Below are 12,840 nucleotides of genomic sequence, written 5' to 3' on the forward strand. Positions count from 1 at the left end.
CCATGCGCGTGGGCGGTACGGTCGGTGCGGTCGGTGCGCCGCGGCTCAGCCCGCCCGCAACGCCCGGCCCGCGCCCGACGCGACCGCGGTTTGCGATGCGGGCAAGGTCGCCGCCAGCAACCGCCCCTCCGCGACGGTCAGCATCGCGCGCGCGGGAACCAATGACAGCGCCGCCGGACAGGGCTGTTCCCCCGGCCCCTGCGAGACGATCATGGCGTCATCCGAAAGGGCCAACCCGGATTGTCTGGCCATCAGCAACGACTCCGCCGGGCAGCCCTCGGCGTTCAGGATCGCGTGCCGGTCGAGCAGGACGTGATAGTAGTCGGCGGTCAAAGCCGACGTGTCGGGATGGATATGCACCCCGTCGATCAGCGCCTTGACCGGCACCAGCGCCTCGTCCATTCCGAACAGCATCTGCACCTGCCAGCCGCGTACCAGCACGCGGTGCAACGGCGACAGCCGCAACCGGCGGCGCGGCATGCGGTGCCCCAGGGCGCCGGCCTCGACGATGATGGGACGCAAGCCGGGATGCGCGGCAAGTTCGTCCGCCCGGACCCTGCGATGGCCAATCCAGCGCACCGGCTGGAACCCCGCGTCCTGCGTGAAGACGCAGTCCCAGGGTTTCAACTGGTCGACGCGCTTCCAGCCCAGGGTCGTCTGCAGTTCCGTCTCTGCCGAAAAGCAGATGATGATCGGCGCGGGATTGGCGGTGAAATCCTTTTCACCATTGTCCTTTGCAAGCACGGCGGCGGCGTAGACATTGCCGTCGGCGCCGGTGTATTCAAACCCGAATTCACCGACATTGTTGGGGTCGACATTGGTGTTGTAGGCCCCGACAAGATTGATTGCATCCGTCGGGTCGTAATCCTTGATGTCGATCTTCAGGCCATCGGAGTTGAACGTTCCCAACATGACAGTCACGCTGTCGGAATGGGAGTCGTCCTCGAACTCGATCCGGATCTTCTTGATCGACGTTTCCGAAGGATCGGCCACGATTGTTACATCCCCGCCGCCGGGAATATCGATAATGACCGTGTCGCCGTTGCCCACGGTCACGACGCCACTCTCGGTGACTACGATTTTTGCCATGCCTGCCCGGCCTCAATTGCCCGTCTGATCGCGGGCGTTGCGGCGATGATGGCATCATCGGGTCAGGCGCTACACAAAATTCGATATAAAGTTTCACAACCGTGACAGTCACGTCACGGCGGCTTGCCGGGGCAATGACCCGGTCAGGCGGGCCGCGACAGTGCCAGCAGCGCTGTCATGACCGCATCGATCCCGTCCTCAAGGGACGACTCGCCCGCCGCAAGATCAAGGGTCGCCGCAATTTCGGCGGCGCGTTCGGTGACGGTGTTGGTCTCGGACAGCAGCGTCGTGCGATGCCCGATCGCGAAGCCCAGCGCCTCTAGCGGGTGCAGGATGCCGCGCGACCGCTGCCGCGCCGCGTTCATCTTGAGAACATCGCCACGCCCTCCGAACCGCGAAACGCTGTAGCGATGCATCACGCCAAGCGTCAGTCGCGGCGCGCCCTCTGACAGCGTCAGTTCCGCCACGACGTCGTCATTCCCCTGCCGGGCGACAAGGCGGATCGCGGTCGCGCTGTCGCATTGCGTGACCGCGATGGCATCTGGATGGACGCTGTTGGCACGGGATTGCAGCCTGTCACGCAGGAAGCCGCGCGCCTGCGCATCCGTCGCTGCGGCGCGGATCGTCGCGCAGTCCAAACGGGTCGCCGCCGTGGGCTGGTCCGCGTCGGCGCGGGCAAGATCAGCCAGCGGCACCAGCGTCGCTATGATGGCGTCCGACAGATCCTCGGCGCAGCCCGCGTCCGTCCGGAAGGTGGCGCATGCGGCGACGCAGTGCACCTGTCCGGTCTTGATCGCCGCGACGGTCTGCATCCAGGTCTCCAGATCGCAGCGTTCCTGCACCTGCCCCAGCAGCGGCGTGCAAGGCACAACGCGGATCGCATGACCGGCATGACCGGCAGGCCCGCAGACCCCGCCTGGCACCCGCGCGCGCAGCGCCGCAATGGCCGCTATGGCCGCGTCGCTGCCATTCGATGTTTCCATATAGCCCGCGTCGATGGCGCCCGTTGCGTCGATCCGCAGGTATAGCTGCCTTTCGGGCAGGAACACGCCCAGATCGGCGACCGACAGGATCGAGACCCAGCCATTGCGCGCGAGGTCGCGGGCAAGCACCGGGGCACGGTAACTCCAGAGCGTTCGGTCGGCCCGCGCATTCAGCGCCAAGACCGCGCGATCGGCCACGTCTTCCAGATAGGCTAGGTCGGGCGCGGCACGGGGCGCGGCAAAGGGGGCGGCACCGGACGCGGCCTCGATCGCCGCACATCCGGACTGAACCAACGGGGCATGCATCGTCATCTCAGCGACCGCCGGACAGCGTGACGAACCCGATGAGGCCAGACCATGCCCGGCGGATCTTGCGAAACGCCGCGGTATCGCACAGGCGTCCCGAGAACATCGGGGTCATGCTGTAGTCGCGCCCGAATGCAGGCGCGTGCCTGACCGCAGTCGGTGCTGTCGGAACGGTGCGATGTGTTGCTTGGTAAACCACGGTTTTGCCCACTCATTAATTCTCTTCTGGAAACAATGATCGGGGTGAAATGCGGTCGAAACGTGCCCGTCCTGCGGTCATTTTCGGAAACGCCGCGCCGGGCCGGTTTTGCGCCCGGACCCATGCACCGTCGGCTGCGCGGACACCGTGACCTCCGCCCTGCGGGTGGGCGCCACGCAATCACACTGGCCGCGCCGAGCGGGCAGACCCCGAGCCGTGACCCGGGGTCATCGCCCACTCGACACCCATATTTTCCGAACCTTCGCTGTCAATGCCGGGCGCGCCATGCGAAAAAGCGGGGCAGGCTCGGGAGGACCGGATGAAAACGCAGGTCGCGATCATAGGAGGTGGTCCCTCGGGGCTTTTGCTGGCGCAGCTTCTAACAACGCGCGGCATCGACAGCGTCGTGCTCGAACGCAAGACCAAGGACTATGTGCTGGGGCGTATCCGGGCCGGTGTGCTTGAACGGGGTCTTGTTCAACTGCTGGAGGAGGCCGGTTGCGCCGACCGGCTGCACGCCGAGGGCATCCGGCATGACGGCGCGCTGATATCCTGTGGCGACGCGCTGTTCCGCGTGGATTTCACCGGCCTGACCGGCACGCCGGTCATCGTCTACGGCCAGACGGAAGTGACGCGCGACCTTTATGCCGCGCGCGAAAAAGCCGGTGGCCGCATCGAATTCAACGTCGAGAACGTGGTGATCCACGGCGCCGACAGCGACGCGCCGCACATCGGCTACACCGTCGATGGCGACGCCCGCAGGCTCGATTGCGACTTCGTTGCCGGTTGCGACGGGTTCCACGGTGTCAGCCGCCAGACCATCCCGCTGGATGTGCGGCGCGAGTATGAAAAGGTCTATCCCTTCGGCTGGCTTGGCGTCCTGTCCAAGACGCCGCCGGTCAACCAAGAGCTGATATACGCGAACTCGCCCCGGGGCTTTGCGCTTTGTTCGATGCGCAACGAGACCCTCAGCCGCTACTACATCCAATGCTCGCTGAGCGACAGGCCCGAGGACTGGACCGACGAGGCGTTCTGGCAAGAGCTCAAACGCCGCATCCCCGCCGATCAGGCCGACAAACTGGTCACCGGTCCCAGCATCGAGAAATCCATCGCGCCGCTGCGGTCCTTCGTCACCGAACCGATGCGCTGGGGTCGGCTGTTCCTGTGTGGCGATGCCGCCCATATCGTGCCGCCCACGGGGGCCAAGGGGCTGAACACCGCCGCGTCGGATGTGCACTACCTGTTCGAGGGGCTGCGCGCGCATTACGAGACCGGCAGCGACGACGGCATCGACCGGTATTCCGAAAGGGCGCTCAAGCGGGTCTGGAAGGCCGAACGCTTCAGCTGGTGGTTTTCGTCGCTGATGCACCGCTATCCCGACCAGTCCGAGTTCGACCTGAAGATGCAGGTGGCCGAAATCGAGTTTCTGCGCACCAACCGCGCCGCGCAGCAGGCCATGGCCGAGAACTACGTCGGCCTGCCCTACTGAGATCCGGCCCGGGTGCGCGGTCCGGTGCCATCGCGCCGGGGCGGTCGGACAGCTTGACAAGGCAGGGACCCGCGCACAAGCAGGATGCGCGATCCGTGCACCGCGCGAAGGGAGGCGGCGAGATGTTCCTGGACTATTCGTACAACCCGTCCCTCGTCATTGCCTCCATCGCGATCTCGTTCATGGCCAGCTTCACCGGGCTGGCGTTGACCCGCGGGGTGTCGCAGTTGCCCGCCCCCCAGCGCAAGCAGCGCATCGCCATGGCCGCGATCGCGCTTGGCGGCGGCATCTGGGCGATGCATTTCGTGGCGATGCTGGGTCTGCAATTGCCGATCCTGTATTACTACGACGCGCTGACCACGATGATCTCGGCCCTGCTGGCCATCCTGATCGTCGGGATTGCGCTGCTGGTCATGCATTTCCGCATCCGCACGCGCGCCAGCACCGTCATCGCGGGGACCATCGCGGGGCTTGGCATCTCGGTGATGCATTACGTCGGCATGTCCGGCATGACGCTGTGCGCGCCGGTCTATACGCCCGTCGGCGTGGGCTTGGCGGTGGCGGCCTCGGTGGCGCTGGGGATCGTGTCCTTCAGCATCGCCTATGGCGAACGCACCCATCGCCGGATCGTTCTGGGCACGCTGACCTTCGGCATTGCCGTCTGTTCGGTGCACTTCCTGTCGATGGCGGGGACGCGTTTCCTGCCGGCCGAGAACACCGGCGCGCTGACCACGATGATCGACAACCCGACGCTGGCGGTGATCGTGACGCTGATCGCCTTCGTGATCTGCAGCGCCTTCCTGCTCTCGGGGGTCACGTTCATCCCGGCGCAGGACACGCCGCCCGCACCCTCTGGACCGGCGGCGGACGCCGCCCCCGGTGCGCCATTGCCGGACCCCGGCCAAACGGGCCCGGACGGGGCCGGGCCGCCGGACCGCCCTGCCCGCCCCCTCACCCCGTCGGTGCCGTATCAGAAGGACGGGCAGACCCATTTCATACGTCCGAACGCGGTCTTCGCGCTGCGGGCGGAAGGGCATTATTCGATCCTCTACACCGGGTCTGAAAAGCTGTTCTCTCCGTGGTCCATCTCGGACGCGGAGGCCCGGTTGACCGGCGAGGGTTTCATCCGCTGCCATCGCAGCTACCTGATCAATCCCCGCCATGTCGCGCGTTTCGAGCGCCGCAAGGACAACGGCATCTGCCACTTCGCCGACAGCGCGGGACTGGGGCCTGTGCCGGTCAGCCGGTCCCGACTGGCCGAGGTCCGCGCCGCACTGGGTCTGGTCTGAGGCGCAACTGGTGCAGCCTATTCGCATTTCGTGAAGCGCACCGCGCAGGTCGGGCATTCGCATGTCGACCGACGGCAACTTCGCACCAGACTGGCCGCGACGAAACGGGCAGTTTGGGAGGACGCCGCCAATGATACCATCCGTATTCGAGTATCACCGCCCCGCAGACGTGAAGTCCGCGGTCGGCATTCTGCAGGAACAGGGGGACGAGGCGCGCGTGCTTGCGGGGGGTCACAGCCTGATCCCGATGATGAAGTTCCGCATGGCGGCGGTCACCCATCTGGTCGACCTGCAGGATATCGAGGAGCTGCGCAGCCTCAAGGTCGAGAATGGCCGGGTCACCATCGGCGCGATGGTCACGCAGCACACCTTGATCAACGACGCGGACCTGGCGGCGGCGGCCCCGCTGCTGCGCGAGGCGGCGTTGCAGATCGCCGATCCGCAGGTGCGCTATTGCGGCACCATCGGCGGCAATGTCGCCAATGGCGATCCGGCCAACGACATGCCCGGGCTGATGCAATGCCTCGATGCGACGCTGACCCTGGCCGGGCCGGACGGCACACGCGACGTCAAGGCGCGCGACTTCTACGAAGCGGCCTATCTGACCGCCTGCGAGGATGACGAGATCCTGGTGTCGGTCAGCTTCGATGCGACGACGGGCGGCCACGCCTACGAAAAGCAGAAGCGCAAGATCGGCGATTATGCCACCGCCGCCTGTGCCGCGCTGATCGAGATGGAGGGCGGCACCTGCCGCGCGGCCTCGATCGCGATGACCAACCTGTCGGACACGCCGATCTGGTCCGAAGCGGCGGGTGCGGCGCTGGTCGGGACCGCGTGCACCGCGTCGGACATCGACAGCGCCGTCAGCGCAGCGCTGGCCGATATCGACCCCACCGAAGACAATCGCGGCCCCGTGGCCTTCAAGATGCACGTCGCAGGCATCGTCATCAAACGCGCGATCACCCGCGCCATTGCCAGCGCGTAAGAGGGAGTTGAGCATGAGCAAGATGCATCTGAAACTGACGGTCAACGGCAAGGCGGAAGAGCTGCTGGTCGAACCGCGCGAACTGCTGATCCACGTGCTGCGGGAAAAGCTGAACATCACCGGGCCGCATATCGGCTGCGAAACGTCGCATTGCGGTGCCTGCACCGTCGACATGGACGGCAAGTCGGTCAAGTCCTGCACCGTCTTTGCCGCCCAGGCCAACGGCGCCGACGTCACCACCATCGAAGGGCTGTCGCCGCATGGCGAGATGAACGTGTTGCAAAACGCCTTTCGCGAGCATCACGGGCTGCAATGCGGCTTCTGCACCCCGGGCATGATCACCCGCGCCCACCGCCTGCTGCAGGAAAACCCGACCCCGACCGAGGAAGAGGTCCGCTTCGGCATGGCCGGGAACCTCTGCCGCTGCACCGGCTACCAGAACATCGTCAAGTCGATCCTGGCCGCCGCGAGCGAGATCAACGCAGCCAGGGAGGCGGCACAATGAACGATCTGACCCCCACAGACGTGGAACGCGCGGCCAAGCTCAAGGGTCTGGGTGTTTCGCGCAAGCGCGTCGAGGACGTGCGCTTTACCCAGGGCAAGGGCAATTACGTCGACGACATCAAGATGGACGGCATGCTGTTCGGCGATTTCGTCCGCTCGCCCTATGCCCATGCGCGGATCAAGTCGATCAATACCGATGCCGCCATGGCCCTGCCCGGCGTGATCGCGGTGCTGACCGCCAAGGATCTGGAACCGCTGGGTTTGCACTGGATGCCGACGCTGGCGGGGGACAAGCAGATGGTGCTGGCCGACGGCAAGGTGCTGTTCCAGGGGCAGGAAGTGGCCTTCGTCATCGCCGAGGACCGCTATATCAACGCCGACGCGATCGAGCTGGTCGAGGTCGAATACGAAGAGCTTCCGGTGCTGACCGACGCGAATGCCGCGATGGCCCCGGATGCGCCGGTGCTGCGCGAGGACCTCGAGGGGCAGACCTCGGGGGCGCATGGCGCGCGCCGCCATCACAACCACATCTTCCTGTGGGAAACCGGCGACAAATCCGCGACCGAAGAGGTCATCGCCAATGCCGACGTGGTGGCCGAAGAGACGATCTATTACCACCGCACCCATCCCTGCCCGCTGGAAACCTGCGGCTGCGTCGCCTCGATGGACAAGGTGAGCGGCAAGCTGACGCTGTTCGGCACGTTCCAGGCCCCCCACGTGGTACGCACCGTCGCGTCGCTTCTGTCGGGCATAGAAGAGCATAACATCCGCGTCGTCTCGCCCGATATCGGCGGCGGCTTCGGCAACAAGGTGGGCGTCTATCCCGGCTATGTCTGTGCTATCGTCGCCTCCATCGTCACCGGTCGTCCGGTCAAGTGGATCGAGGACCGGATGGACAACCTGATGGCCACGGCCTTTGCCCGCGACTACTGGATGAAGGGCCGGATCAGCGCCACCAAGGACGGCAAGATCACCGGGCTGCATTGCCACGTCACCGCCGATCACGGGGCGTTCGACGCCTGCGCCGATCCGACCAAGTTTCCCGCCGGTTTCATGAACATCTGCACCGGCTCCTATGACATCCCGGTGGCCTATCTCGGGGTCGACGGGGTCTATACAAACAAGGCGCCGGGCGGCGTGTCCTATCGCTGTTCGTTCCGCGTCACCGAGGCTGCGTATTTCATCGAACGCATGATCGAGGTGCTGGCGATCAAGCTGGACATGGACGCCGCCGAGCTGCGCCGCATCAACTTCATCCGCAAGGACCAGTTCCCCTATAACTCCGCGCTGGGGTGGGAATACGACTCGGGCGATTATCACACCGCCTGGGACAAGGCGCTGAAGGCGGTCGATTACGACGGTCTGCGCCGCGAGCAGGCCGACAGGATCGCGGCGTTCCGTCGCGGCGAGACGCGCAAGCTGCTGGGCATCGGACTGAGCTTTTTTACCGAGATCGTCGGTGCCGGGCCGGTCAAGAACTGCGACATCCTCGGGATGGGGATGTTCGACAGCTGCGAGATCCGCATTCACCCCACCGGCTCCGCGATTGCGCGGCTGGGCACCATCTCGCAGGGTCAGGGTCACGCCACGACCTTCGCGCAGATCCTCGCCAGCGAGATCGGCATCTCCGCCGACAGCATCACCATCGAGGAAGGCGACACCGACACCGCCCCCTACGGTCTGGGCACCTACGGGTCCCGGTCGACCCCGGTGGCCGGGGCGGCGGCGGCGATGGCGGGCCGCAAGATTCGCGCCAAGGCCCAGATGATCGCGGCCTACCTGCTCGAGGTGCATGACGGCGATCTGGAATGGGATATCGACCGCTTTGTGGTCAAGGGCGCGCCCGAACAGTTCAAGACCATGACCGAGATCGCCTATGCATCCTACAATCAGGCGATCCCGGGGGTGGAGCCGGGGCTCGAGGCGGTCAGCTATTACGACCCGCCCAACATGACCTATCCCTTCGGGGCCTATATCTGCGTCATGGAGATCGACGTCGATACCGGCGTGCACGAGGTCCGGCAGTTCTATGCACTGGACGATTGCGGCACCCGGATCAACCCGATGATCATCGAGGGTCAGGTGCATGGCGGCGCGACCGAAGCCTATGCCATCGCCATGGGTCAGGAGCTGGCCTATGACGAGATCGGCAACGTGAAGACCGGCACCCTGATGGACTTTTTCCTGCCGACCTCGTGGGAAACCCCGACCTACACCACCGACTTCACCGAGACGCCCAGCCCGCACCACCCGATCGGGGCCAAGGGTGTCGGCGAGAGCCCCAATGTCGGGGGCGTGCCCGCCTTCTCGAACGCGGTGCACGATGCCTTCCGGCCCTTCGGCCTCAAACAGGCGCACATGCCGCATGACCAGTGGCGCATTTGGGCGATTGCCAGGGACATGGGGTTGCATGGCTGATGGACAGGCGGGGCGGCGCGGGCCGCCCTGCGCCACGCACATGAAAAGCTGGACCGACGTCACCGCGACTTTGTCGGATCAGGGGTATATCGCGTCCCCCGATCTGGCCATGGCGTTGCACATCTCGCTGCAACTGGGCCGCCCGCTTCTGCTCGAGGGGGCGGCGGGCGTGGGCAAGACGGAGATTGCGCGCGCGCTGGCGGCAGCGCTGGAGACACGGCTGATCCGCCTGCAATGCTACGAGGGGCTGGATGCGGCGCACGCCATCTACGAGTGGAACTACCAACGGCAACTGCTGGCGATCCGCGCCGCCGCCGAGGACGGCAAGACCGGCAAGGTGGTCGAGGACCGCATCTTCTCGGAGGAGTTCCTGCTGCAGCGCCCCTTGCTGCAGGCGATCCGCCAGCCCATCCCGCCGGTCCTTCTGATCGACGAGATCGACCGCGCCGATCAGGAGTTCGAGGCCTACCTGCTGGAAGTGCTGTCGGATTTCCAGATCTCCATCCCCGAGCTCGGGACCCTGGATGCGCTGTCGAAACCGCATGTGATCCTGACCTCGAACGGCACGCGCGATCTGTCGGACGCGCTGCGGCGGCGCTGCATCTATGCCTATGTGGACTATCCCGACCGCAAGACCGAGCTGGCGATCCTGTCGGCCCGCTGCCCGGATATCGATGCGCGCCTCGCGGCGCAGATCGTCGGTTTCGTACAGGCGCTGCGCAAGGAGGACCTCGAAAAGGTGCCGGGCGTCGCCGAGATGCTGGATTTCGCCGCGGCGCTGGCCGGTCTTGGCCTCAACGACCTGAACGACGATCCGGACATCCTGCGCGCGACCCTTGTGACATTGCTCAAGACGCAAGGCGACCGGGCCGTCGTCCCGATCGAGGTGGCCCAGCGGCTCGCGGGGAAAGCCGGATGAGCATGGTCACCAGATTTGCCGCCCGCGATCCCGGCGTGACGGCCCGTGTCACCGGGTTCATCGGCCATCTGCGCGCGCATGGCTACGCGGTGGGCGTGACCGAGGCCGAGGCGGCGGTGCAGGCATTGCTCCATATCGATGCGGGCAATATCGACCAGACCCGTCTGGCGCTGAAATCGGTCTGCGCCGGCAGCGAGGACGAGGCGCATCGCTTCGAGATGGTGTTCGACAGCTACTGGCGCAATGCCGGGCGGGTGCGCGAAAAGGTCGTCAAATCCGGTCCGGACCCCGCCCGCAACACCCGGACCAGCCAGACCGCCGGGGCGCAGGCGGCCACGGTCGGCGGCAAGATCGACAGCCCCGGCGGCGATGACGGCGACGCCGACCGCGACGGGGAAGGCCGCCTGATTGCCAGCCGAACGCAGAACCTGATAAAGAAGGACATGCGCGAGATGGTATCGCCGCAGGAGATCAAAGACGCCGAGGCCATCGCCCGTCGCCTTGCCATGGCGATGCGCGACCGCCGTTCGCGCCGCCGCATCGCCGCCCGCAAGGGCGCGCAGATCGACTTTCGCAAGGTCGTGCGGCAAAGTCTGTCGACCGGTGGCGAGCCGATGCGGCTGCCGCGCAGGCGCAGGCCGGACCGACCGGTGCAGATCACGGCGCTGTGCGATGTGTCGGGATCGATGATGGTCTATTCCCGCGTCTTTCTGGCCTTTCTGGCCGGGCTGATCCGGGCCGACGCCACCGCCGATGCGTATCTGTTCCACACCCGGCTGGTGCGGATCACCGGCGCGCTGCGCGACGAGGATCCGTTGCGGGCGCTCAATCGGCTGACGCTGCTGGCCGACGGCTTCGGCGGCGGCTCGCGGATCGGCACCAACCTGCGCCGTTTCGCCCGTGGCTATGCGCGGCAGTTCGTGTCGGGGCGCAGCGTCGTGATCGTGCTGTCGGACGGCTATGATACCGATCCGCCCGAGGTGCTGGCCGATGCCCTCCGCGAGATCAGGCGACGTGGTTGCCGGATCGTCTGGCTGAACCCGCTCAAGGGGTGGAAGGACTACGCGCCGGTTGCGGCGGGCATGGCAGCCGCGCTGCCCTATCTCGACATGTTCGCCGCCGCCAACACGCTGGAAAGCCTTGGCGCGCTGGAACAGGAGCTTGCATGGGTATGAACGATCACAGCTTCGACGAACAGGCCGCCGCCCTGCGCGCCGCCAGCCAGCCCTTTGCCATTGCCACGGTGGTGCGCACACTCAACGCGACCTCGGCCAAGCCCGGCGCCAAGGCGATCATCACCGCCGACGGCACCATCACCGAAGGCTGGGTCGGCGGTGGCTGCATCCGCGCGGCGGTGGGCCGGGCCGCGAAAACCGCGCTGGCGCAGGGCTGCACCCAGTTCGTGTCGCTTCGTCCCGAGGAAATCCTCGCCGCCGAAGGGCTCAGCACCGGCGAGATCCGCGAGGGCGTGGTCTTTGCGCGCAACGGGTGCCCGTCCAAGGGGTCGATGGACATTTTCGTGGAGCCTGTCCTGCCGCAAGCCGATCTGATCGTCTGCGGCGACGGCCCGGTGGCCATGGCCCTGGTGGCGCTGGCGGAACGCTTCGATTTCAAGCTGACGCATTGCGCGACAGGGGTGCCGGAGTTCGGCCTTGCCACATCGGACCCGGCCCCGCGGGGCCGCCAGTTCGTCGTGATCGCAACCCAGGGCAAGGGCGACGAGGCGGCGCTGCGGGCCACCGTCGATGCCGGGCCGCGGTTTGCGGCCTTCGTCGGCAGCCGCCGCAAGTTCGACACGCTCACGGCCCGTCTGGTGGCAAAGGGCGTGCCCGGGGACGCCCTGGCGCGGATCAAATCGCCCGCGGGCCTCGATATCGGGGCGATCACCCCGGACGAGATCGCGCTGTCCATCCTGTCCGAGATCGTGCAGACGCGCCGCGCCCGGCAGCGCGTCGATATGGCCGAAAGCCAAACAGCCCGGGACGGGTAAGCCGGTCCGCGCGGAACCCGCAACGGGGTCGGACGCGGGCCAGCGCCGGTCTGCCCCGACGAGGCAGGACCATGCCCCCGACATACCGCAATCAGGTCTTGCGAGTACGCGCCCGACCGGGGCAGAGTTTCCGCACTGCGCCCCGGGCCATCGCCTGTCGCCGAAAAATCGCCGCCCATGCACGCCGATACATCGCCCCCGCCAGAGCCCTCCAAACCCATGAGCTTTGCCGAGCTGATGATGCTGACGCTGAAATTCAACGACCGTCTCGATACGCTTTGGCAGCGGGTCATCTATACCCATGCGGCGCTGGTCGGGGTGATGGTGTTCTTCGCCCGCTCGCCCGAGCCGTTCCTGTTGCAGCGCTGCCTTGTGTTCTTTCTTTATTCGGTCAGCGCCGTGATCACCTATGTCTCGATCCGCGATACCTATCAGGGCTACCGCTCGGCGCTTCAGGATCTAGCCGCGCGCAAGGAACGCGAGGTCACGCGCCACCTTCAGGACTGGGTCCGATCGCGCAATGTCGGCAGCCAGACCCGCCGCTATGCGCAGGTGTTCCTGCTGGCCTGGGCGGTGCTGGGATACCTGCTGATCGGGTCCTTGTGGTGGCAGTGAGGGCTCGACAGGTATCCGGGTGCCGACTAGGCTGACAGGACCATGCTCGCCGGT

Annotated in this window: 11 protein-coding genes; 9 read left to right on the forward strand and 2 right to left on the reverse strand. The window is 66.1% G+C overall.

Translation table 11 applies throughout. The annotated features are described in order from the left end of the window. Nucleotides 1–45: 45 nt before the first annotated feature. Nucleotides 46–1,089, reverse strand: coding sequence for a Hint domain-containing protein (locus tag ACXYMN_RS04725; protein WP_459012302.1), 1,044 nt, complete (start codon nt 1,087–1,089; stop codon nt 46–48). A 143-nt stretch (nt 1,090–1,232) separates the two neighbouring features. Next, entirely contained in the window at nt 1,233–2,384 is a 1,152-nt protein-coding gene (locus ACXYMN_RS04730; RefSeq protein ID WP_459012303.1) for a hypothetical protein, read from the reverse strand. Nucleotides 2,385–2,896: 512 nt separating this feature from the next. On the opposite strand from ACXYMN_RS04730, the gene pobA reads away from it, so the two are divergent. From pobA to ACXYMN_RS04775, 9 genes are all read left to right on the forward strand, one after another. Then, nucleotides 2,897–4,066 (forward strand): 4-hydroxybenzoate 3-monooxygenase, encoded by a 1,170-nt coding sequence (gene pobA / locus ACXYMN_RS04735; RefSeq protein WP_459012304.1) that lies wholly within the window; start codon nt 2,897–2,899, stop codon nt 4,064–4,066. A gap of 122 nt (nt 4,067–4,188) precedes the next feature. After that, nucleotides 4,189–5,355 (forward strand): MHYT domain-containing protein, encoded by a 1,167-nt coding sequence (locus tag ACXYMN_RS04740; RefSeq protein WP_459012305.1) that lies wholly within the window; start codon nt 4,189–4,191, stop codon nt 5,353–5,355. 130 nt (nt 5,356–5,485) lie between these two features. Then, complete coding sequence (locus ACXYMN_RS04745; RefSeq protein ID WP_459012306.1) at nt 5,486–6,340, forward strand: FAD binding domain-containing protein; 855 nt, start codon at nt 5,486–5,488, stop codon at nt 6,338–6,340. Between the two features lie 13 nt (nt 6,341–6,353). Next, nucleotides 6,354–6,845, forward strand: a complete 492-nt coding sequence (locus ACXYMN_RS04750; protein WP_459012307.1) for a (2Fe-2S)-binding protein — start codon at nt 6,354–6,356, stop codon at nt 6,843–6,845. Then, nucleotides 6,842–9,262 carry an aerobic carbon-monoxide dehydrogenase large subunit gene (locus tag ACXYMN_RS04755; protein ID WP_459012308.1) on the forward strand — a complete coding sequence of 807 codons (2,421 nt, stop codon included), beginning with the start codon at nt 6,842–6,844 and terminating at the stop codon, nt 9,260–9,262. Before ACXYMN_RS04750 ends, ACXYMN_RS04755 begins: the two co-directional genes overlap by 4 nt. A 40-nt stretch (nt 9,263–9,302) precedes the next feature. Then, entirely contained in the window at nt 9,303–10,181 is an 879-nt protein-coding gene (locus tag ACXYMN_RS04760) for an AAA family ATPase (RefSeq protein ID WP_459012360.1), read from the forward strand. After that, nucleotides 10,178–11,356 (forward strand): vWA domain-containing protein, encoded by a 1,179-nt coding sequence (locus ACXYMN_RS04765; RefSeq protein ID WP_459012309.1) that lies wholly within the window; start codon nt 10,178–10,180, stop codon nt 11,354–11,356. Before ACXYMN_RS04760 ends, ACXYMN_RS04765 begins: the two co-directional genes overlap by 4 nt. Then, nucleotides 11,347–12,171, forward strand: coding sequence for an XdhC family protein (locus ACXYMN_RS04770; protein ID WP_459012310.1), 825 nt, complete (start codon nt 11,347–11,349; stop codon nt 12,169–12,171). Before ACXYMN_RS04765 ends, ACXYMN_RS04770 begins: the two co-directional genes overlap by 10 nt. A gap of 177 nt (nt 12,172–12,348) precedes the next feature. After that, complete coding sequence (locus tag ACXYMN_RS04775) at nt 12,349–12,786, forward strand: hypothetical protein (protein WP_459012311.1); 438 nt, start codon at nt 12,349–12,351, stop codon at nt 12,784–12,786. The last annotated feature ends 54 nt before the right edge of the window (nt 12,787–12,840 follow it).

The organism is Roseivivax sp. CAU 1753 (assembly GCF_054482575.1).

Bases quoted from the DNA above. Each gene is read 5' to 3' on its own strand.
- ACXYMN_RS04725 (WP_459012302.1), bottom strand. From the start codon at position 1,089: ATGGCAAAAATCGTAGTCACCGAGAGTGGCGTCGTGACCGTGGGCAAC.
- ACXYMN_RS04730 (WP_459012303.1), bottom strand. From the start codon at position 2,384: ATGACGATGCATGCCCCGTTGGTTCAGTCCGGATGTGCGGCGATCGAG.
- pobA (WP_459012304.1), top strand. From the start codon at position 2,897: ATGAAAACGCAGGTCGCGATCATAGGAGGTGGTCCCTCGGGGCTTTTG.
- ACXYMN_RS04740 (WP_459012305.1), top strand. From the start codon at position 4,189: ATGTTCCTGGACTATTCGTACAACCCGTCCCTCGTCATTGCCTCCATC.
- ACXYMN_RS04745 (WP_459012306.1), top strand. From the start codon at position 5,486: ATGATACCATCCGTATTCGAGTATCACCGCCCCGCAGACGTGAAGTCC.
- ACXYMN_RS04750 (WP_459012307.1), top strand. From the start codon at position 6,354: ATGAGCAAGATGCATCTGAAACTGACGGTCAACGGCAAGGCGGAAGAG.
- ACXYMN_RS04755 (WP_459012308.1), top strand. From the start codon at position 6,842: ATGAACGATCTGACCCCCACAGACGTGGAACGCGCGGCCAAGCTCAAG.
- ACXYMN_RS04760 (WP_459012360.1), top strand. From the start codon at position 9,303: ATGAAAAGCTGGACCGACGTCACCGCGACTTTGTCGGATCAGGGGTAT.
- ACXYMN_RS04765 (WP_459012309.1), top strand. From the start codon at position 10,178: ATGAGCATGGTCACCAGATTTGCCGCCCGCGATCCCGGCGTGACGGCC.
- ACXYMN_RS04770 (WP_459012310.1), top strand. From the start codon at position 11,347: ATGGGTATGAACGATCACAGCTTCGACGAACAGGCCGCCGCCCTGCGC.
- ACXYMN_RS04775 (WP_459012311.1), top strand. From the start codon at position 12,349: ATGCACGCCGATACATCGCCCCCGCCAGAGCCCTCCAAACCCATGAGC.